The sequence below is a fragment of the Duganella sp. GW821-FHT01E12 genome, from assembly GCF_059422325.1.
Genome location: NZ_JBWKWR010000008.1, coordinates 250430 through 270428, shown reverse-complemented (window position 1 = coordinate 270428; position 19999 = coordinate 250430). Strand labels below are relative to the sequence as shown.

Below are 19999 nucleotides of genomic sequence, written 5' to 3'. Positions count from 1 at the left end.
CGTCCCGTGAAACCGCGCGCCATCCAGTCGACCGCCCCCGCCGCACTCGCCGTCTTCGCGCTGGCGGTGCTGGCCGGCTGCGCCGACATGGGCCAGATCCATCCGCAGGCAAGCGCGCTGAAACCGGCCGAACTCAATCCGGGCAAGGCCATCGCCGCCGCCAGTGCCGATGTGGCCTGGCCCGAGCAGCAATGGTGGCAGGCGCTGCACGATGAGCAGTTGAACCGACTGGTGGCCGCCGCGCTGGCCGGCAGCCCGACGCTGCGTGCCGCGCAGGCGCGCGTGCGCCAGGCCGAGGCGCTGGCCGGCGTCGCCAAAGCCGGCACGCTGCCGCAGGTGAACGCCTCCGCCAGCGCCGACCGCGAGCTGTATTCCGCGCACAGCACCGTGCCCGCTCCGCTGGCCGGCAACTACGCGTGGAAGAACACGGCCACGCTGTCCGGCGCCTACGACCTGGATCTGTGGGGCCGCAACCGCGACGCGCTGGCCGCCGCGCTGGACGAGGTGCACATGGCGTCGGCCGAGGCGCAGATGGCGCGGCTGACACTGACATCGGCCATCGTGCGCAGCTACATCCAGCTGTCGCTGGAGTATGCGCTGCAGGACAGCGTGGAGCAGAACCTGGCGCAGCGCCAGCGCATCCTGGACATCACGCGCAAGCGCCAGACCGCCGGCCTGGCCAGCGAAATCGAGGTGGCGAGCATAGAGACCACGCTGCCGGCCGGACGGCGCGAGCATGAGCAGATCGGCGAATCGATCGCCCTGCTGCGCAACCAGCTGGCGGCACTGATCGGCAAAGGACCGGGCGACGGCGATGCGATCGCCCGGCCGATGCTGGCCCTGGACGCCGGCCATGGCGGCGCGGTGCCGGCCTCGCTGCCGGCGGAACTGGTCGGCCACCGCCCCGACATCGCGGCCCAGCGCTGGCGCGTGGAGGCGGCCGGCGCGCGCATCGCCGGCGCCAAGGCGGAGTTTTACCCGAACATCAATCTGGCGGCGTTCGTCGGCTTGCAGTCGCTGGGCTTCGGCCATTTCCTGGACAGCAGCTCGTCGATGCGCGGCGTGACGCCGGCCATCAGCCTGCCCGTGTTCGAGGGCGGCCGGCTGCGCGCACAGTTGGGCAACCAGACCGCGCTCTACGACGGCGCGGTCGAGCAGTACAACGCCGCCGTGGTGCAGGCGATGGCCGACGTGGCCAACGCCGTGGTGCGCATCGACTCGGTGCGGCAGCAGGACCGGCTGGCGCAGCGCGCGCTGGCCGCGGCGCGGCGGCAACAGGAACTGGCCGAACGCGCCTACCGCGCCGGCATGACCGACGCGCTGAATGTGATCAATGCGCAGCTGACCTTATTGAACGAGGAACAGCAGATGGCGCAAGTGGCGAGCAAACAACTGGATAACTACACATTGTTGATGACCGCGCTGGGCGGCGGCATAAAACTGGATTTGCCGTGACGCTTAGATAGTACAATCAAATCCTTTGAAAATTAGTGAGGAGCAGGCAATGAGCAGTTTTGAAGCGACTAAAAAACGCCTGAAAAACATCCATGCCCGAATGCCGGAGTTCCCAGAGGATCTGATGCGCGTGCTGCGCATGACGTACCACATCCAGAAGCGGATGAAAGACCTGAGCAACGCGGCGCTGCGCAAATACGACCTGGTCGACGCCAGCTACATGGTGTTGGCGGTGCTGTACGGCTCGGACGACGAGACCTCGACGGCGTCCACGCTGGGCGAGGCCTGCATGGAAAAGCCGGCCAACCTGACGCGCGTGTGCAACGACCTGGAAGCCCAGGGCTTGATCTCGCGCGGCAACCGTCCGGGCGACCGCCGCTGCGTGATGATCACGCTGACCGACGCCGGCCGCGAGCTGGCCGCGAAGGTGCTGCCGGAAGTATGGGGCACCACCACCCGCGCCTACGACGGCTACACCGACGAAGAAGTTAAAGTACTTGAAGCGCTGCTCAAAAGGCAGCTGGACAACCTGGAAGCACTGACCTAGCAAGAACCGACCGCCATGAACTCTCCCCAAGCCGCCGCCACTCCCCCCCAGGACCCAAGCGCGGCAAGGGGAGCATGGCGCTGGCTGGCGCGCGAGACCGCCGGCTGGTTCAACACCGAAGGCGCGCGCTGGCTGTTCGTCGCCAGGACCATGCTGGCCTCCTTCTGCGCGCTGTGGCTGGCCTTCCGCCTCGGCCTCGACGCTCCCTACACCGCCCTCGCCACCACCGTGATCCTGGCCCTGCCCAGCAGCGGCATGGTGCTGGAAAAAGCCTTCTACCGTTTTCTCGGCACGCTGGTCGGCTGCTCGGCGGCGCTGCTGCTGGTGGCGCTGTTCCCGCAATCGCCGCCGCTGCTGTTCATCGGCGTGGCGCTGTGGATCGCCCTGTGCACCGCCGGCGCGGCCATGCACCGCAACCAGCAGTCGTACAGCTTCGTGCTGGCCGGGTACACCGCCTGCATGATCGCCGTGCCCGCGATCGACGCGCCGGAACACGTGTTCACGCTGGCCGTCACGCGCGTGACCGAGGTCGGGCTGGGCATCATCTGCGCCGCCGTGGTGCACGACGTGGTCTTCCCGCGCCGCCATTCGCACGCCGTGATGCGCACCGTGCAGGCGCGCTACGCCAGCTTCATCGCCTTCAGCGTCCAGGTGCTGGAGCAGCGCCTGTCGCCGGCCGAGACGGAGCTGAACCACCTGAAGTTCGCCGCCGACATCGCCGCGCTGGAATCGGGCCGCGCCGCCGCCTTCTTCGAGGCCGGCCACGCGCGCGCCCACACGCGCCAGCTGCACGCCTTCAACGCCGCCTTCATGGCGGTGCTGACCACCTTCTACACGCTGCACCGGCTGATCCACCGCCTGCGCGGCGCCGCGCCCGCGCACGCGCAGCCGGTGCTGGCGCTGATCGAACCGATGCACGTCCACCTGGCGCAGGCCATGGGCGAGGAGCTGACGCCGCAGCGCATGGCGCAGATGCGCGCCAGACTGGCGGCCGACACCGACGCCGCCCGCGCCCAACTGGCTGCGGCGCCGACGCTGGAGCGCGCGCAACGCATCGACTTCGACACGGCGGTGGAACTGCTGGAGCGCTATGGGCGCGACATGGAGGCCTTCGCCTGCCTGTACCACGGGCTGGCGCAGGAGAAGCGCCAGCAGGTCAGCGATCCCGGCGCCTACACGCCGAAGACGCCGCCGGCCATCGTCGCCGCCAGCGGCTTCCGCGCCGGCGTGGCCCTGCTGCTGACGGCCGCCGCGTGGTACTGGCTGGCCTGGCCCTACGTCGGCAACGCCATCCTGATGGCGACCATCTTCTGCGCGCTGGCCTCATCGTCGCCGCGCCCGACCGCGATGGTGCAGCAGGTGCTGATCGGCTTTTTGGTCGCCACCCCGCTGGCCTTCGTCACCGAATTCTTCCTGGTCGCCCGCGCCAACGACTTTCCCACGCTGGTCATCGCCGCGCTGCCGATCTTCGTGCTGGGCAGCTACCTGATCACCAGCCCGCGCTGGGCCGGCGTGGGCATCGGCATCTGCATGTTCTGCGCCACGCTGGTGGTGCCCACCAACTTGATGCACTACGACGTTGAGGGCTTCATGAGCAGCGAGCTGTCGCTGACGATGGGCGTGGCGGTGGCCTACCTGATGTTCAAGGTGGTGCTGCCCGAGCACACCATGGGCCAGAAGGACCACGTGGCCGCCGCCCTGTGGCGCGAGGCGCAGCGCGCCTGCACCGCGCCGATGTACCGCCTGAAGCGGCGCTTCGACAACCGCGTGCGCGACCTGCTCAGCCAACTGAACGCCGCCTCCGGCCCCGCGCCAGGCGAGGCGGTGCGCGCCGTGGTGCGCCAGGGCCTGACCTTGCTGGAGCTGGGCCACGCCGTGATCGAGCTGCGCCAGCTGATCGCCACTTCGCACCCCGGCCCCGTGCCGGAAGCGCTCAAGCTGGTGGTGGGCGAGCTGGCCGCCCACCTGCGGGCGCCGTCGCGCGCCAGCGGCCAGGCGGCGCTGCAAACGATACTGGACGCCGGCGCCAGCGTGCGCGCCGCGCTGCCCACCGCCACGCCGGAACGCCAGCTGCGCCTGCAAACCGCGCTGACCGACCTGCATTCCATTTACACGTCCTTGCTGGACCAGATCACTACAGGAGAAACCGGCGATGCCGCGTGAGATAGATTTTTTCGGCGTACTGCTGCCCGGCGTGCTGCCGCTGTTCCTCGTCAGCGTGCTGCTGCAACTGGCGCTCAACAGCGTCTTGAGCCACCTCGGCGCCTACCGCCACAGCTGGCATCCGGCGCTGGCGCGGCTTTGCCTGTTCGTCTGCATCTTCAGCGCCCTGCTGGTCGCGCTGTACAAATAATCCAACCCAATCAGAAAGGCCGCCGTGAGCGCATCCAAAATCTTCCGCTTTTTCCTGACCATGCTGCTAGTGGGCGCCGCCCTGTGGATGGGCCGCTCGGCCTGGGACCGCTACATGGAGTCCGCCTGGACGCGCGACGGCCGCGTCAAGGCCGACGTGGTCACCATCAGCGCCGACGTCGCCGGCACCGTCACCGGCGTGATGGTGCGCGATAACCAGCTGGTCAAGCAGGGCGACGTGCTGTTCGAGGTCGACAAGGCGCGCTACCAGAGCGCGCTGGTGCAGGCCAACGCCGTGCTGGCGTCGCAGCAGGTGGAGAAAGGCCGGCGCAGCAAGGAGGCCAGCCGCCGCGCGGGCCTGGACAATTCCATCGTCTCGGCCGAGAGCAAGGAGACGGCGGAATTCGCGGTCGGCACGGCGGCCGCGCAGTACCAGGCGGCGCTGGCGGCGCGCCAGCTGGCGGAGCTGAACCTGGAGCGCACCGTGGTGCGCGCGCCGGTCACCGGCTACGTCACCAACCTCAATGTGCACCCGGGCGACTTCGCCGCCGTCGGCGCGGCCAAGCTGGCGATGATCGACAGCGCCTCGTACTACGTGGTGGGCTATTTCGAGGAGACCAAGCTGCCGCTGCTGAAGGTGAACGATGCCGTCGAGGTGCACCTGATGAGCGGCGCGGCCCAGCTGCACGGCCATATCGAGAGCATCGCCCACGGCATCACCGACCGCGACGCCAACACCGGCCGCGAGCTGCTGGCCGACGTCAACCCCACCTTCAACTGGGTGCGGCTGGCGCAACGCGTGCCGGTGCGCATCCGCATCGACCAGCAGCCCAAGGGACTGGAGCTGGTGGCCGGCACCACCTGCACGGTGGTGATCCATGGATAACGGCGCCGATCGTTTCAGCACCATCCGCCTGTTCCTGGACGCGGCGCTGCTGGGCAGTTTTTCCGCCGCCGGCCGCAAGCAAGGCATGTCGCCGGCGGCGGCCAGCGCCTGCATCCAGCGCCTGGAGGCCTCGCTGCAGGTCAAGCTGTTCGAGCGCACCACGCGCCAGCTGCGCCTGACCGAGGAGGGCCAGATGTACCGCCACTTCAGCGAGCAGGCCATGGCCCTGATGGCGGAGGCGGAGGCGGGCCTGCACGCGGGCGGCGACAATGTGCGCGGCATGGTGAAGGTCTCGGCGCCGTCGGACCTGGGGCGCAATGTGCTGATGCCGATGCTCGACGAATTCCGCGGCCGCCATCCGGAGCTGCAGTATTCGCTGACGCTGAGCGATTCGACCGCGAACATGGTGCAGGACGATATCGACCTGGCGATCCGCTACGGCCAGCTGGCCGACAGCGAGATGGTGGCGCGCGTGCTGGCGCCGAGCCGGCGGGTGGTGTGCGCGGCGCCGTCGCTGATCGCGCAGACGGGCGGCCCGGCCACGCCGGAGGAGCTGGCGCGGCTGCCGACGCTGGTGCTGGTGACGGCGCTGGGGCCGATGCAGGAATGGCGCTACTGCAGCAACGACGAGGCGGACGAGAAGCGCGCCGTGCGCGTGCGCCGCACGCAGCAGAGCAACGACGGCGAGGTGATACGCAAGTGGGCCATCGCCGGCCAGGGCTACGCCTACAAGTCCATCCTCGACATCGCCGGCGACTTGCGCAGCGGGCGGCTGGAGACGGTGCTCGACGAGTACTTCACCGAGAGCGCGCCGCTCAACCTGCTGTACCACCGCAACCGCTACCAGCCGCCGCGCATCGCGCTGCTTATTGCGTTTTTGCTGGAGCGCTTTGCAGACCTGGCATGACGCCCATCTGCTGCAACAGCGTCAGGTTGTCCTCCAGGTGCCAGTTCTCGGCGATGCGGCCGTCGGCCACGCGGTACAGGTCGAAGGCGCGGAAGTCGATGGCCTGGCCCTTGCCACTGGTGGCGCCGAAGGTGCCGGTGAAGTGGCCGCTGAAGTGCAGGTGCACGGCCACGCGGTCGCCGTTGACCACCATGTCGGTGATCTCGGCCTTCAGGTCGGGGACGGCGGTGCGGAAGCCCTTGGACGCCTGCAGCGGGCCGTTGACGCCCTGCTCGCGGCCGGCCGGCAAGGTGCGGTCCATGAAGTCGGGCGCCAGCGCCTGTTTGGCCAGCGCCGGATCGCCGGTGTTCCAGAAGGCGGCGTAGCGGCGGGCCGCCTGCTCGGTCAGGTCGTTGGCGCTGGCGGCGCCGGCCAGCAGCAAGGCGGTGATCAGGAGGGAGCGTTTCATGGGCAATCCTTTCGTTGTGTGGATGCCCGGATTGTGCGCCGCCGGCCGCCGCGCCGGAATGGGCCTGGCCGTTGAAGCAGTTGCTTGCGGCGTTTGAAAATGCCTAGCGCGCGCCGCCCGCGTCGACGATGGCGCCGCTGACGTAGGACGATTGTGGGCCGAGCAGCCACAGGATGGTCTCGGCGATTTCCTCCGGCTGGCCGCCGCGCTGCATCGGCACGGTCGATTCGAGCCGCGCCACGCGATCCGGATCGCCGCCGCTGGCGTGGATGTCGGTGTAGATGATGCCCGGCCGGACGCAGTTCACGCGGATGCCCTCGGCCGCGACCTCCTTCGACAGGCCCAGCGTCAGCACGTCGATCGCGCCCTTGGACGCGGCGTAGTCGATGTAGACGTTGGCGCCGCCGTGCCGGGCCGCGCCCGACGACAGGTTGACGATGCCGCCACCATGCCCGCCGCTGGCGGTCGACATGCGCCTGACCGCCTCCCGGCTGCACAGGAAGTAGCTGATCACGTTGGTGGTGAACACGCGCTGCAGACGCTCGACCGACATCTCGGTCAAACGGCACTGCCGTTCCAGCACGCCGGCGTTGTTGACCAGCGCCGTCAGCGGCCCCAGTTCCTCGTCGACGGTGGCGAACAGCCGCAGCACGTCCGCCTCCACGCCGACGTCGGCCTGCACGGCGATCGCCTCGCCGCCCTCGGCCGCGATCTGGGCGCGCAGCCGCCCGGCCGCCTGCGCGTCGCGCAGGTAGTTGATGCAGACCGCGTAGCCGCGCCGGCTCGCCATCAGCGCGGTCGCCGCGCCTATGCCCCGGCCGCCGCCGGTCACCACCATCACTTGTTTCATCGGATGCCTCATCAAGCAAAAAGCCCGCTGCTGCGGGCTTGGGCCGGGTTTATTTTTCCGGGCTCAGATGCGTCAGCGCGTAGCCGACGTGCTGCCACCAGTGCTCGCGCGAGTGCACGGTGCGCAGGCACTTCTTGTCGAGTTCTCCCTTGAAGACGGGATCGGCGCACTGCTTGGTCATCAAGGCATTGCGCTGGTTCTCGGCGTTGGTGAGCGCAATCACCAGCCAGACGATGAAGCCCAGCGCCAGCACCGCCAGGCTCCAGGCGACGTGGTTGATGTAGGCCCATTCGAACAGGGTTTCGATGACCGGCGAAGACTCCTTGTAGATCTTCATGACCTCACCTTCGGCCGCCTTGCGTTCGTCGCTGATTTCTTTCATGTCTGTCCTTGCTTCCTGGCGGTGCGTTCCTGAGCCGACTTGGCAACCAGGCTATCCATCACCGCAAATACTGTAGCCTGCGCCGCCGTGGCGGACGTCAGGTCGTGGCCGTCGATCACCGAGGCCGGCGCACTGTCGAGTTTATACCGGTTTACCACCTTCACGCCACGTTTCATCCTGGTTTGGACCGCGAACGAATCGAAAAATTCCAGATATTTTGCGCGGTCGACGGCGTCCAGCCTCAGGGCCGGTGGCGGCGCGCCGTCTCCAGCCGCTCGCACAGCGCCGCCACGCCGTCGGCGATGCGCGGCGTGGCGCGCACCAGCTGCTCGCCGCCGAGCATGAACAGGTTGCCGCGCTGGACCGCCTGCATGCCGGGGTACTGCTTCCAGATGTTGATGCCCGATTCGGCGTCGTGCGCCTCGCCGCCCAGGATGGCTTCCGGGTTCTCCTTCAACACGGCCTCGGTGCTGACGGTGGGCGCCGGCACCTTCAGCGCGGCGAACACGTTCTGACCGCCGCAGACGCGGATCGCGTCGCTGACGATGTGCTCTCCGCTGAGCGTGAACAGCGGCTTTTCCCATATCTGGTAGAACACCCGCACCGTCGGCCGCTGCGCGTAGCTGGCGGACAATTGGGCGATCTTCTGGCGGTAGTCCTGCGCGGCCTTCTGCGCGGCGGCCTCGGTGCCCATCAGCCGCCCCAGGCGGGTCAGGCTGGTGGCCACTTCGTCCAGCTTTTGCGGATCGCTGTAGAAGATGGGGATGCCCAGGCTTTTCAACTGATCCAGCTGGCGCGCGGTGTTCCCGCTCTTCCACACCACCAGCAGGTCCGGGCGCAGCGCCAGCACGTGTTCCATGTCGATGGTGGCGTTGCTGCCCACCTGCGGGATGCGCTTGGCCGCTTCCGGGTAGTCGCTGTAGTTCATCACGCCGACCACGCGCTCGCCGCCGCCGGCCGCGAACAGCAGCTCGGTGATGTGCGGCGCCATCGCGATGATGCGCTGCGCGGGCCTGGCGACGGTGACGCTGTTGCCGGCGTCGTCCTGCACGGTGATGGCGGCGTGGGCGCCGGCGCACGCCAGCAGGGCTGCGGCCAGCAGGCGCGCTTGGTGGGTGATGGAGGTCATGGGCGTGGGCGTTGGGGCGGGCGGACGAAGAGCGGGATTATACGCGCGCGCCCCTGATCATTCACATTTTAGATATGACCTATCTACATTTCGCGCATTGATCGGCGCGGCGCCGGTGCTTATAGTGGTGGCATACTCAAACCGGAGCTTCGCCATGAAAGTCTTGCCCACCTATTTCCTGTCCCACGGCGGCGGCCCCTGGCCGTTCATGATGGACCAGGTCGGCCACCTGTACGCCCAGCTGGATGCATCGCTGCGCGACATGCCGCGCCAGATCGGCGTGACGCCGAAGGCGGTGCTGGCGGTCACCGCGCACTGGGAGGCGCCCGAATTCACGCTGTCGTCGTCGGCCGCGCCGGCCATGATCTACGACTACGGCGGCTTCCCGCCGCACACCTACGAGGTGCAGTACAAGGCGCCCGGTTCGCCGGCGCTGGCGGAACAGGTCCGACAGCTGCTGGAGGCGGGCGGCCATCCGGCGCGGCTGGACCCGCAGCGCGGCTTCGACCACGGCACCTTCAGCGCGCTGTATCCGGTATATCCGGACGCGGACGTGCCCATCGTGCAGCTGTCGCTCAAGCGGGGGCTCGATCCGTTGACGCATCTGGAGGTGGGCCGTTTGCTGGCGCCCTTGCGCGAGCAGGGGGTGCTGATCGTCGGCAGCGGGCTCAGTTACCACAATCTGCGCGCCTTCAACGCGCAGGGAGCGGCGGCGTCGCATGCGTTTGACGGCTGGCTGCGGGCGACGATGGCGCTGCCGCCGCAAGAACGCGCGGCGCAGCTGCTGGCGTGGGAGCAGGCGCCGGCCGCGCGCATGGCGCATCCGCGCGAGGAGCATCTGCTGCCCTTGATGGTGGCGCTGGGCGCGGCGGAGAACGATGCGGCGTCCGTGCCGTACCACGAGGACGCGTTCATGGGATCACTGGCGGTGACCAGCTTCCGCTTCGGTTAAACGGTCAGGTGCCGCGCTTGCCGTTGGCGTAGGCCTCGGCCTTGGCGGCGGCGATGGCGGCCTTCTCGGCGGCCTTCACCGCCATCTCGGCGTTGTGCGCTTCCAGCCGCTCCTTGCGGCTGGCCGGCGTCTCCAGCGAAATGCGGCCCAGGATGCCGCTGCGGTAGTCGCCCAGGAAGGTGTGCGAGGCCTTCTCGAAATCGAGGTCGCCACCCTTCTGGCGGAAGCCGCGCTTGGCCGCCACGCCCTCCACCACGGCGATGCCGTCGAAGCTCCCGATGTCCTTGAAGCCGTAGCGCGCCACCAGTAGCTGCGGGTAATACTTGAGCATCTCGTCGGCCAGGAACACCGCCACCTCCTCCTCGATCAGCGCGTTCGAGCCGATCGCGTGGCTGGCGGCCAGCATCAGGCCATCGCTCGGCAGCGCGATCTTCGGCCACAGCATGCCGGGCGTGTCGACCAGGATGGTGTTCTTGTCCAGGTAGAGCTTCTGCTGCTGCTTGGTCACCGCCGGCTCGTCGCCGACCTTGGCCACGCGCTTTTTCAGCAGCGCGTTCATCAACGTCGACTTGCCGACGTTGGGGATCCCCATGATCATGATGCGCAGCGGCTTGGTCGGCACGCCGCGGTGCGGCGCCAGCTGCTTGGCCAGTTCCGGCACGCGCGCCACGTCGGCCGGCTTCTTGGTCGTCATCGCGAACGCCGTCACGCCCTCCTGCGCGTTGTAGTAGGCCACCCAGGCCGCCGTGGCGGCCGGATCGGCCAGATCGATCTTGTTGAGGATCTTCAGGCACGGACGCTGGCGGAACTTGCGCAGCTCCTCCACCATCGGATTGGTGCTGGCCTCGGGCAGGCGCGCGTCGACCACCTCGATCACCAGATCGGTGTTCTCCATCTGCTCGGCCGCCTTCTTCTTGGCGGCGTTCATGTGCCCCGGGTACCATTGTATCGACATGCTCTGACCTTCAAAATCGTTCTGACAATCCGCTATTTTACCTGCTACCCCGTCTGGACTTCGGATATCATGGGGCGCTTTTTGCGTTTCCTGACCATATCAACAATATTATTTTCTCCACCGGAGTGCTGAAGATGAGCATAGCTGCACCGTCCAACCCGAAGGAAATCACCCTTCGCGGCATTATCCTGGGCATTCTGATTACCCTGGTCTTCACCGCCGCGCAGGTCTACCTCGGCCTGAAGGTCGGCCTGACCTTCGCCACCTCGATCCCGGCGGCGGTGATCTCGATGGCGCTGCTGAGCGCCTTCAAGGACGCCACCATCCAGGAAAACAACATCGTCCAGACCATCGCCTCGGCGGCCGGCACGCTGGCCTCGGTGATCTTCGTGCTGCCCGGCCTGCTGATGATAGGCTGGTGGGCCAAGGTGCCGTTCTGGCCCACCTTCGGCGCCTGCGCCATCGGCGGCGTGCTGGGCGTGATGTACACGATGCCGCTGCGCCGCGCGCTGGTGTCGCAGTCCGACCTGCCGTATCCGGAGGGCGTGGCCGCGGCCGAGGTGCTCAAGGTCGGCATGGCCTCGCGCGCCGGCGCGGCCGAGGGCAAGGCCGGCCTGTGGGCCGTGATCTGGGGCAGCACCGCCTCGGCGCTGTTCGCCGCCGGCGCCGCCGTCAAGCTGATGGCCGGCGAGGTGGCGATCTACTTCCGCACCGGTGCGGGGGCCAATGCTGGCGCCACCGGCATCGGCGCTTCGAGCTCGCTGGCGCTGATCGGCGCCGGCCACCTGATGGGCATCACGGTCGGCATCGCGATGCTGGCCGGCCTGGTCATCGCCTGGGGCATCATGGTGCCGCTGATGACGCATCTGTCGCCGGCCGCCGCCGGCGTCGACGCCTCCGCGCACGCGCTGGGCATCTGGTCCAAGGAAGTGCGCATGATGGGCGCCGGCGTGATCGGCATGGCCGCCATCATCACGCTGGCCGGCCTGGCCAAGCCCATCTTCGGCGGCCTGAAGTCGGCGATGGAATCGGCCCGCAAGGCCAAGCTCAATGGCGGCGTGCTCGACCGCACCGAGCAGGACCTGCCGATCTTCGTGGTCGGCCTGGTCACGCTGCTGTCGATGGTGCCGGCCGGCTGGCTGCTGGCCTCCTTCCTGCAGGGCGGCCCGCTGGCGTCGCTGGCCTTCCCGCTGGTGGCCGTAGGCATCGGCTACATCCTGATCGCCGGCATGTTCGCCGCCGCCGTCTGCGGCTACATGGCGGGCCTGATCGGCTCCTCCAACTCGCCGGTGTCGGGCATCGCCATCCTGACCATCCTCGGCGCCGCGCTGAGCGTGGGCATGGTCGGGCGCAGCGTCATGGGGCCGGAGGTGGCGCAGGCGCTGATCGCCTACGCGCTGTTCGTCACCACCGTGGTGCTGGCGGTGGCGGTGATCGGCAACGACAACCTGCAGGACTTGAAGACCGGCCAGCTGGTCGACGCCACGCCGTGGAAGCAGCAGGTCGGCCTCTTGATCGGCGTGGTGGCCGGTTCCTGCGTGGTGCCGCCGGTGCTGGAGCTGCTCAACCACGCCAACGGCTTCGTCGGCGCGCCCAACCTCAACTCGATCTCGGACCAGCCGCTGGCCGCGCCGCAGGCGCTGCTGATCTCGACCCTGGCCAAGGGCGTGATCGGCGGCCAGCTGCGCTGGGACCTGCTGGGCTATGGCGCCCTGGTCGGCCTGCTGCTGGTGGCGATCAACTTCGCCCTGAAGAAGTCCAGCAACGGCAAGTACTCGCTGCCGCCGCTGGGCGTGGGCCTGGCGATCTACCTGCCCAGCGCGGTGATCACGCCGGTATGCATCGGCGCCGTGACCGGCTACCTGTTCGACCGCGCGATGGAACACAAGGTCGGCGGCGACACCGCCAAGCGCCTCGGCGTGCTGGTGATGTCGGGCTTCATCGTCGGCGAGAGCCTGTTCAATGTCGCGCTGGCCGGCCTGATCGTGGTCTCCGGCAAGGGTGAGCCGCTGGCCATCGCCAACTCGCTGAGCGAGGCGCAGACCATGGTGGTGGCGCTGATCCTCGGCATCGCCATGGTGTGGGGCTTGTACCGCTGGTCGGCGAAGAGCGGGCGCAACGTCGCCGCCTGAGGTAGTCCGCGCCCGATGTCCAACGCCCTGCCGCCCGGCAGGGCGTTTTTCATTTGGACGCCGCCGATGTGACAATTGGCTATAATTCAACATTAGAATTTCAATATCATCCTGAGTTCCCGCTCTCTTCACCTCAGGAACCCCGTGAAAAAAACCACCGTATGGCTGCCCACCTGGGCGGTATTGACTGCGCTGACGCTGGCCGCCGCCGCCCAAGCGCAGAGCATCGACTTCGTCGCGGACAACGCAAATGTGCCATCCCCGCACGACTCCGGACCAAAGGCCGAATCTTATGCCTACGAGAAAGCCCCTGACGCTTACTCCGACGATCCAGACCTGAAGTTCCGCAAGCCGCAACCATCGTTTGCGACCCCGCTGACCACCATCCCGACCTTCCAATCGATCGGCATTTATTGGGCGCCGCCCAACGCCGTGGTCGACCGTCGGGCGCGGGTGCAGTTCCGCAAACATGGCGATCAGACATGGCGCGACGGCCTGCCGCTGTGGTTCGATCCACGCAACCGCGAATACCGCGGCAGTCTGGTGATGCTGGACGCGGACACCACCTACGATATCGCGCTGCAACTGGCCGACGAGCCTGGCACGACCGCCGAGACCACGCAAGCCACATGGACCGACATGCCCGTGGTCGCCCAGACCATCTTCGTTCCCGAGTTCTCGACGACGACCTATCAGGTCAACGTCTCGGGCCATCCCGGTGCCTATGTGCTCTATGAGCCGCTGCCCGGCACGCAAAGCGTCATCGACATGGGCGAAGGCCTGCATCCGGATGCAGGCAGCTGCGTAACGATCACCGCCTCGCATGTCATCGTACGCAATCTTATCCTGAAAAACTGCCAGCGCCAGGGCATAGAGATCGCCACGAAGACGCAAGACGTCATTATCGAAGGCAATGACATCAGCGGCTTCGGCGCAGCCCCGCTGGGCACCGCACCGCCGCCGAGCGCCGGTAACGTACCGACCAATAAGATCGTCGCCGGCACCGAATATGAGGCTGGCGTCTATTGCCAGAATACGAAAGCTCCTCCCACAGAGCGGCCTAGCCGCGTCGTCATCCAGCGCAACACGATACACCATCCGCGCTACGGTTCGCAGCATTGGGCCTACGGCCATCCCAACTCGGCTCAGGCGGTCATGTTCAGTCACTGCGGCAGCAACCATGTGATCCGCTACAACACGATTTACTCGGCGCCAGGCCACTACTTCAACGACGGCATCGGCGGCTTGTCCAACTTCTCGTTCGAAGGCTTCCCGAACGCCGATTCGGATATCAACGGCAATGACATTTCCGGCGTCTATGACGACGCCATCGAATCCGAGGGCGCCAATCGCAACGTTCGCATCTGGGGGAATTACCTGCATCACGTCTACAATGGCGTGGGCATGGCGACGGTATCGGAAGGGCCTATTTACGCGTTCAGAAACATCCTGAGCGACACGGTGGGCATGCACGCCCCCACCACGGATCCGGAAGTTGACGACCACGGCTCCTTTTTCAAGCTGGGCAGCGATCAGCCTATCGTCAACGGCGGCAGAATCTATCTATTCCACAATACAAATCTTCAGCCACAACCCTTTATCGATAGCGGCTTGACATCCGGGCTGGGCGCGGGCGGCTTCTTGACCACGCCCTTCGGTTACAGCACCTGCAATATCGTCAGCCGCAACAACCTGATGACCAATAGGCTCAGCAAGCGTTCCGTCGTCGCCGTCAACGAAAACTGCGGCAAGAACGACATCGACTACGACGCCTTCATCGGCACCGTCACCGGCACCGTGTTCGAACAACACCGCGCGGCCGGAAGCGGCGCGACCGATGCCAGGCCGATTATCTTCAAGGAAGGCAACAAGGTCATGCCGACGATAGAACTCAAAACCTATGCCTATGAGCCCCCCCCAACCCAGCTCACGGGCAAGGTATTCCTGACCACAGTGGCGCCCCAAAACAAGGGGGACTTCAGCCTGAATAAAACATCGCTGGGATACGGCACCGGGGTCAGTCTGCCCAACTTCAATACGGCGGCGACGTCAGGACCAGGCGACACCGGCATCGATGCCGGCGCGCACCAGCGCGATACGGCGCCGATGGAGTTTGGCACCGAGGCTCACAAGCCCAAGCCGTAAACGCCGCAGCGGAACAACGGGCGGCGCGCATCCTGGCCGGACGCAACGTCACGCATGATTGACAAAAAAGCAACCGGCCTCTACGATGCTAAAAAAACATCGCAGAGGCCCCCATGTCCCCATCGCCGTTCCGTTTCACCCCCTTGCTGCTGGCACTGCTGCTGCCCTGCGCCGCGCGCGCGGCAGCGCCCGCCGCGGCCTTCTTCCAGGCAGCGCAAACCAGCCATGTGACGCTCTCGCCCAAGGGCGGCCACGTGGCCAGCGTGACGATGCTGCCCGGCGGCGTCTCCGGCCTGGTGGTGTACGACACCGCCGACCTGGGCAAATACACCGTCATCATCAAGACCTCGCCCAGCGAGACCATCACCGCGGTCCACTGGGTCAACGAGCGGCGCATCGGCTTCACCGTCAAGAACCTGCGCATCGAATTCCAGGGTAACCAGGAAGAGCTGGCGGCCGACATCGACGGCAGCCACCTGGTGCACCTGATCTCCGGCAGCTGGGAACACCAGCAGGAATCGACCGGCAGCATGATCAAGGCCCACAAGCTGACCGCCGACTACGCCTTCCACAGCGTGACCCACGACGGCTCGGACGACATCCTGGTCGAGCGCTACCACTGGAACGGCATCGACGCCGCGCCCGAACACTCGCGGCTGTATCGCCTCAACACCCGCACCTCCCAGCTCAGCAGCACATTCGAGGGGGCGCAGCCGGAGGCGGTCAGCGACTGGCTGACCGACGTGCACGACGCGCCGCGCGTGGCCACCTCGGTGCGGCAGGGGCGCTGCATCAGCTCCTACCGCAAGGGCCAGGAGAGCGGCTGGACCGAACTGGCCAGCGGCAACTGCCTGCAGGACGAGCGCTTCACGCCGATGTTCCTCGACGGCGCCGACGTCCTCTACGTGCGCGCCAACCACCAGGGCTACAGCGCGCTGTTCCGCTACGACCTCAACACGATGAAGCGGGCCGCCGAGCCCTTCGTCTCGGTGCCGGGCTACGACTTCAACGGCACGCCCGAAATCGACGGCGCCAGCGGCAAGCTGCTCGGTATCCACATGCAGACCGACGCCGGCACCACCTACTGGCTCCATCCGGCGCTCAAGGCCGACCAGGCCAGGATCGACGCCGCCATGCCCGCCACCACCAACACCGTGCACTGCGCCCAGGATTGCCTGGCCTCGCCGGTGCTGCTGGTGGTCGCCTCGTCGGATCGCCAGCCCGACCAATACGTGCTGTACACGCGCGCCGACGGCAAGCTGCAGGGGCTGGGCGGCGCCCATCCCGACATCGACCCGCAGCAGATGGGCCAGCGTGACCTGCTGCGCTACCAGGCGCGCGACGGCCGCACGATTCCGGCCTACGTCACGCTGCCGCCCGGCAAGGCCGACGGCCCGCGGCCGGCGGTGGTGCTGGTGCACGGCGGCCCCTACGTCCGCGGCGGCTACTGGGACTGGGACGCCGAGGCGCAGTTCCTCGCCAGCCGCGGCTACGTGGTGATCCAGCCCGACTATCGCGGCAGCACCGGCTTTGGCTACGCGCATTTCCGCGCCGGCTGGAAGCAATGGGGCGGCGCCATGCAGGACGACCTGGCCGACGCCGCGCGCTGGGCCGTCAAGCAGGGCTGGGCGGACCCCAGGCGCATCGGCCTGATGGGCGCCAGCTACGGCGGCTACGCCACGCTGATGGGGCTGATCAAAGAGCCCGAGCTCTTCCGCTGCGGCGTCGAATGGGCGGGCGTGACGGACATCGGGCTGATGTTCAGCACGCCGCAGTCCGACGCGTCCGAGGAAAGCCTGAACTACGGCATGCGCACGCTGATCGGCGATCCGCAAACCGACGCCGCCCTGTTCCGCGCCAATTCGCCGCTGCTGCGCGCGGCCGAGCTGAAGCAGCCGCTGCTGATGGCGCACGGTCTGGAAGACCGCCGCGTGCCGCAGGTGCACGCGGATCGCTTCCGCGACGCGGTCCAGGCCGGGAACGCCAACGTGCGCTACATCACCTACAACAACGAAGGCCACGGCTGGCGCCATGAAGACAACCGCATCGACTTCTGGAAACAGGTCGACGCCTTCCTGGCGCGCCACCTGGCGCCAGCCAAGTAAGGACCGCCCAGGCCGCCCTCGCCGCCCGGCGGTCAGGCATCCATTACATGGCTGATCCGCCAACTTGGCTCAGGCCTCTTCAATGCATACTGAAAAAGGTTATCTTTTATCCGTGAATAGCTTCGTCGAGGTTGTTATCCAAGGCTTCACGATGCGCTTAACACTTCCCGCTTCCGCGCTGTTACTACTGACGGCTGGCAGCTGGTTTGTCCCGGCATACGGAGCAAACTTCGTCGCCCTGGAACAGCTCGAATGGCCAGCAAAGGCAAACTGCACCGGCTGCACGAGACTCCAGTTCGGCACGCTGGAGATCCAACTGCCGCCCGCGCTCGTCGGCAAGGTCTTTATCCCTGCCAGCATGGCCTGCTCGGTGCATTTAATTCCGCCCGACGGGGACTTCAGTCCATGCCGCCAAACTCGCAATACGCTTACCTGGTCATCGATAACGCGCCCGATATCTACAGCCTGTCGGGCGCGCTCACACCGGAGCTTTACGCCGCCATCCTCGCCAACCTGCGGCCCGCTCCCGCGCCTTAGCGCACAGCCTGCTTCCTTGCCGGGAGTATAGACGCCGGGTCCGAAAATCGGCCCTTGCGGCATTCGTGCTCGTTTGGCTGTCTCGTTCCGTCTCCTCTTGTCTCGTTTGTACTTTGTGCGGCGCACAAGCTCCGCTGAGACAGAACGAGACAAAACCAGACAGAACGCGCAAGGGGAACGAGCATGAATGCCGCAAGGACCTGTGACATACCACCCGCCGCATACACCGAGCGGGAAAGACCACCGAGCGCCGGCGGCTACAAGTCCGCCAGCGCCTTCACATGCGCCACCACGCTGCGGCCCAGCGCCGACAGGTTGTAGCCGCCCTCGAGGCAGCTGACGATGCGGCCCTTGGCGTACAGCCTGGCCACCTCCATCACCTGCTGCGTGATCCACGCATAGTCGGCCTCGACCAGCCCCATGCCGCCGATTTCATCCTCGCGGTGGGCGTCGAAGCCGGCCGAGATGAAGATCATCTCCGGCTTGAACGCATGCAGCGCCGGCAGCCATTGCTCCAGCACGATCTTGCGCACCGCGTCGCCCTTGGTGTGGGCCGGCACCGGCACGTTGACCATGTGCTCGCTGATCGGCTCCGGCTCCGTGTACGGATAAAACGGATGCTGGTAGAAGCTCACCATCAGCGCGCGCGGCTCGTGCAGCAGCGCCTCCTCGGTGCCGTTGCCGTGATGGACGTCGAAGTCCACCACCGCCACCCGCGCCAGCCCGCGCACATCCAGCGCGTGCTTGGCCGCCACGGCCACGTTGTTGAACAGGCAGAAGCCCATCGGCTCGATCGGCCGCGCGTGGTGGCCGGGCGGACGCACCGAGCAGAAGGCGTTGTCGATCTCGCCGTCGATGACCGCGTCCGTGGCGGCCACGGCGGCGCCGGCGGCGCGCTGCGCGGCCTGCCAGCTGTAGTGGTTGAGCGAGGTGTCGCCGTCGATCGGGTAGGTCTCGCCCGGCGCCGGCACGTTGTCGCGCACGATGCCGATGGCGTTCCTGCTGTGGTTGCGTTCCAGGTCCGCCAGCTGCACCAGCGGCGCCTCGCGGTATTCCAGCAGGTCGCTGATGTGCGAGGAAATCAGCTGGTCGGCAATCGCTTGCAGGCGCGCGGGGGATTCGGGGTGCCAGTCGCCCATGTCGTGGCGGGCGCAATCGGGGTGGCTGTAGATGGCTGTGGTCATGTCGTTATCTGCTGCTGGTAGGCGCTAATCTACCATAGATGGCCGGCACGGTATCGCCTGCTCCGTTTCTCGCATAGAATCTGTACAGCGCCCAACTCCCATCGAAACCATGTACACCAAACTGCACGCAGTGGCCCGCCAGGTCGGCGACATCATCGTCGGCAAGGAACAGCAGATCCGCCAGGCGCTCACCTGCCTGCTGGCCGGCGGCCACCTGCTGATCGAGGACGTGCCGGGCGTGGGCAAGACCACGCTGGCGCACGCGCTGGCGATCTCGCTGGGGCTGCGCTTCAACCGCATCCAGTTCACCAGCGACCTGCTGCCGGCCGACGTCAACGGCATCTCGATCTACGAGCGCGAGAAGAACGGCTTCGTGTTCCACCCCGGCCCCATCTTCACGCAGGTGCTGCTGGCCGACGAGATCAACCGCGCCACGCCCAAGACCCAGTCCGGCCTGCTGGAGGCGATGGAGGAGCGCCAGGTCAGCGCCGACGGCGTCACGCGGGCGCTGCCCGAGCCGTTCTTCGTGATCGCGACGCAGAACCCGACCCACCAGATCGGCACCTTCCCGCTGCCGGAATCGCAGCTGGACCGCTTCCTCATGTGCCTGTCGCTGGGCTACCCGGACGCCGCCGCCGAGCGCGCGCTGCTGATGGGCGAGGACCGGCGCGTGCTGCTCAAGGCGCTGCCGCCGGCCATGACGCCGGCCGAGCTGGCCGAGGCGCAGCAGGCGCTCAAGCGCATCCACGCCGCGCCGGCGCTGATCGACTACGTGCAGGCGCTGGCCGCCGCCTCGCGCCAGAACGGCCTGTTCGCCGAGGGCATGAGCCCGCGCGCCGCCATCGCCCTGCTGCAGGCCGCGCGCGCCTGGGCCGCGCTGGAAGGCCGCGACCACGTGCTGCCGGAGGACGTGCAGGCGATGCTGGTGCCGGTGTGCGCGCACCGGCTGCGGCCGCTGAAGGCCGCGCACGGCGTGGCGCTGGCCAGCCGCGACCTGGTGCTGCAGCTGCAAAAGTCGGTGCCCGTCTAGAAC

General features: G+C 67.2%; 19 protein-coding genes. 12 read left to right on the top strand and 7 right to left on the bottom strand.

The features are described 5' to 3' along the window. Window positions 1–6: 6 nt before the first annotated feature. Genes AC07WS_RS22250 through AC07WS_RS22225 form a run of 6 tightly spaced genes read left to right on the top strand, consistent with a single transcriptional unit; the run spans window position 7 to window position 6147 of the window. Window positions 7–1455 (top strand): efflux transporter outer membrane subunit, encoded by a 1449-nt coding sequence (locus AC07WS_RS22250; protein WP_494731183.1) that lies wholly within the window; start codon window positions 7–9, stop codon window positions 1453–1455. Between the two features lie 49 nt (window positions 1456–1504). After that, on the top strand, window positions 1505–2002 hold the full coding sequence (locus tag AC07WS_RS22245; RefSeq protein WP_117014719.1) for a MarR family winged helix-turn-helix transcriptional regulator: 498 nt from the start codon (window positions 1505–1507) through the stop codon (window positions 2000–2002). 15 nt (window positions 2003–2017) lie between these two features. Continuing rightward, window positions 2018–4165, top strand: a complete 2148-nt coding sequence (locus AC07WS_RS22240; protein WP_494731182.1) for an FUSC family protein — start codon at window positions 2018–2020, stop codon at window positions 4163–4165. Further along, on the top strand, window positions 4155–4355 hold the full coding sequence (locus AC07WS_RS22235; protein ID WP_494731181.1) for a DUF1656 domain-containing protein: 201 nt from the start codon (window positions 4155–4157) through the stop codon (window positions 4353–4355). Before AC07WS_RS22240 ends, AC07WS_RS22235 begins: the two co-directional genes overlap by 11 nt. Before the next feature lie 24 nt (window positions 4356–4379). After that, window positions 4380–5240, top strand: a complete 861-nt coding sequence (locus AC07WS_RS22230) for an efflux RND transporter periplasmic adaptor subunit (RefSeq protein WP_494731180.1) — start codon at window positions 4380–4382, stop codon at window positions 5238–5240. Continuing rightward, a complete protein-coding gene (locus AC07WS_RS22225; RefSeq protein WP_494731179.1) occupies window positions 5233–6147 on the top strand; it encodes a LysR family transcriptional regulator in 915 nt (304 codons plus the stop codon). The genes AC07WS_RS22230 and AC07WS_RS22225 overlap by 8 nt, the downstream gene beginning before the upstream one ends. On the opposite strand, the gene AC07WS_RS22220 is transcribed toward AC07WS_RS22225, so the two are convergent. From AC07WS_RS22220 to AC07WS_RS22200, 5 genes are all read right to left on the bottom strand, one after another. Further along, entirely contained in the window at window positions 6107–6595 is a 489-nt protein-coding gene (locus AC07WS_RS22220; protein WP_494731178.1) for an ester cyclase, read from the bottom strand. The genes AC07WS_RS22225 and AC07WS_RS22220 overlap by 41 nt on opposite strands. Before the next feature lie 103 nt (window positions 6596–6698). Continuing rightward, a complete protein-coding gene (locus AC07WS_RS22215; RefSeq protein WP_494731177.1) occupies window positions 6699–7445 on the bottom strand; it encodes an SDR family oxidoreductase in 747 nt (248 codons plus the stop codon). 49 nt (window positions 7446–7494) lie between these two features. Next, window positions 7495–7827, bottom strand: a complete 333-nt coding sequence (locus tag AC07WS_RS22210) for a hypothetical protein (RefSeq protein ID WP_494731176.1) — start codon at window positions 7825–7827, stop codon at window positions 7495–7497. After that, a complete protein-coding gene (locus tag AC07WS_RS22205; protein ID WP_494731175.1) occupies window positions 7824–7991 on the bottom strand; it encodes a hypothetical protein in 168 nt (55 codons plus the stop codon). The genes AC07WS_RS22210 and AC07WS_RS22205 overlap by 4 nt, the downstream gene beginning before the upstream one ends. A gap of 77 nt (window positions 7992–8068) precedes the next feature. Further along, window positions 8069–8956 carry a cobalamin-binding protein gene (locus tag AC07WS_RS22200; RefSeq protein WP_494731174.1) on the bottom strand — a complete coding sequence of 296 codons (888 nt, stop codon included), beginning with the start codon at window positions 8954–8956 and terminating at the stop codon, window positions 8069–8071. 154 nt (window positions 8957–9110) lie between these two features. Between AC07WS_RS22200 and AC07WS_RS22195 the strand changes: the two genes are divergently transcribed. After that, complete coding sequence (locus tag AC07WS_RS22195; protein WP_494731173.1) at window positions 9111–9908, top strand: DODA-type extradiol aromatic ring-opening family dioxygenase; 798 nt, start codon at window positions 9111–9113, stop codon at window positions 9906–9908. Between the two features lie 4 nt (window positions 9909–9912). Here the strand turns inward: AC07WS_RS22195 and ylqF are convergent, their stop codons facing one another. Then, window positions 9913–10863: a ribosome biogenesis GTPase YlqF gene (ylqF, locus tag AC07WS_RS22190; protein WP_494731172.1), complete on the bottom strand. Its 951-nt coding sequence runs from the start codon at window positions 10861–10863 to the stop codon at window positions 9913–9915. A gap of 134 nt (window positions 10864–10997) precedes the next feature. Between ylqF and AC07WS_RS22185 the strand changes: the two genes are divergently transcribed. The 4 genes from AC07WS_RS22185 to AC07WS_RS22170 all read left to right on the top strand — a co-directional run bounded on the left by AC07WS_RS22185 (window position 10998) and on the right by AC07WS_RS22170 (window position 17782). Continuing rightward, window positions 10998–12995 carry an OPT family oligopeptide transporter gene (locus AC07WS_RS22185; protein WP_494731171.1) on the top strand — a complete coding sequence of 666 codons (1998 nt, stop codon included), beginning with the start codon at window positions 10998–11000 and terminating at the stop codon, window positions 12993–12995. Between the two features lie 144 nt (window positions 12996–13139). Continuing rightward, window positions 13140–15140, top strand: coding sequence for a right-handed parallel beta-helix repeat-containing protein (locus tag AC07WS_RS22180; protein ID WP_494731170.1), 2001 nt, complete (start codon window positions 13140–13142; stop codon window positions 15138–15140). Window positions 15141–15253: 113 nt separating this feature from the next. Continuing rightward, window positions 15254–17245 (top strand): alpha/beta hydrolase family protein, encoded by a 1992-nt coding sequence (locus AC07WS_RS22175; RefSeq protein ID WP_494731169.1) that lies wholly within the window; start codon window positions 15254–15256, stop codon window positions 17243–17245. 405 nt (window positions 17246–17650) lie between these two features. Next, the gene (locus tag AC07WS_RS22170) at window positions 17651–17782 is read left to right on the top strand and encodes a hypothetical protein (RefSeq protein ID WP_494731168.1); all 132 of its coding nucleotides are present in this window, start codon (window positions 17651–17653) and stop codon (window positions 17780–17782) included. 257 nt (window positions 17783–18039) lie between these two features. Here the strand turns inward: AC07WS_RS22170 and AC07WS_RS22165 are convergent, their stop codons facing one another. Next, window positions 18040–18966 carry a histone deacetylase family protein gene (locus AC07WS_RS22165; protein WP_494731167.1) on the bottom strand — a complete coding sequence of 309 codons (927 nt, stop codon included), beginning with the start codon at window positions 18964–18966 and terminating at the stop codon, window positions 18040–18042. Between the two features lie 109 nt (window positions 18967–19075). Here AC07WS_RS22165 and AC07WS_RS22160 point away from each other — a divergent pair, with 109 nt between their 5' ends. Continuing rightward, on the top strand, window positions 19076–19996 hold the full coding sequence (locus AC07WS_RS22160) for an AAA family ATPase (RefSeq protein WP_494731166.1): 921 nt from the start codon (window positions 19076–19078) through the stop codon (window positions 19994–19996). The last annotated feature ends 3 nt before the right edge of the window (window positions 19997–19999 follow it).

Coding starts and splice junctions, on each gene's coding strand:
- AC07WS_RS22170 (WP_494731168.1), top strand. CDS start 17,651: ATGCCGCCAAACTCGCAATACGCTTACCTGGTCATCGATAACGCGCCC.
- AC07WS_RS22220 (WP_494731178.1), bottom strand. CDS start 6,595: ATGAAACGCTCCCTCCTGATCACCGCCTTGCTGCTGGCCGGCGCCGCC.
- AC07WS_RS22210 (WP_494731176.1), bottom strand. CDS start 7,827: ATGAAAGAAATCAGCGACGAACGCAAGGCGGCCGAAGGTGAGGTCATG.
- AC07WS_RS22225 (WP_494731179.1), top strand. CDS start 5,233: ATGGATAACGGCGCCGATCGTTTCAGCACCATCCGCCTGTTCCTGGAC.
- AC07WS_RS22185 (WP_494731171.1), top strand. CDS start 10,998: ATGAGCATAGCTGCACCGTCCAACCCGAAGGAAATCACCCTTCGCGGC.
- AC07WS_RS22235 (WP_494731181.1), top strand. CDS start 4,155: ATGCCGCGTGAGATAGATTTTTTCGGCGTACTGCTGCCCGGCGTGCTG.
- AC07WS_RS22240 (WP_494731182.1), top strand. CDS start 2,018: ATGAACTCTCCCCAAGCCGCCGCCACTCCCCCCCAGGACCCAAGCGCG.
- AC07WS_RS22165 (WP_494731167.1), bottom strand. CDS start 18,966: ATGACCACAGCCATCTACAGCCACCCCGATTGCGCCCGCCACGACATG.
- AC07WS_RS22200 (WP_494731174.1), bottom strand. CDS start 8,956: ATGACCTCCATCACCCACCAAGCGCGCCTGCTGGCCGCAGCCCTGCTG.
- AC07WS_RS22215 (WP_494731177.1), bottom strand. CDS start 7,445: ATGAAACAAGTGATGGTGGTGACCGGCGGCGGCCGGGGCATAGGCGCG.
- ylqF (WP_494731172.1), bottom strand. CDS start 10,863: ATGTCGATACAATGGTACCCGGGGCACATGAACGCCGCCAAGAAGAAG.
- AC07WS_RS22195 (WP_494731173.1), top strand. CDS start 9,111: ATGAAAGTCTTGCCCACCTATTTCCTGTCCCACGGCGGCGGCCCCTGG.
- AC07WS_RS22245 (WP_117014719.1), top strand. CDS start 1,505: ATGAGCAGTTTTGAAGCGACTAAAAAACGCCTGAAAAACATCCATGCC.
- AC07WS_RS22175 (WP_494731169.1), top strand. CDS start 15,254: ATGTCCCCATCGCCGTTCCGTTTCACCCCCTTGCTGCTGGCACTGCTG.
- AC07WS_RS22160 (WP_494731166.1), top strand. CDS start 19,076: ATGTACACCAAACTGCACGCAGTGGCCCGCCAGGTCGGCGACATCATC.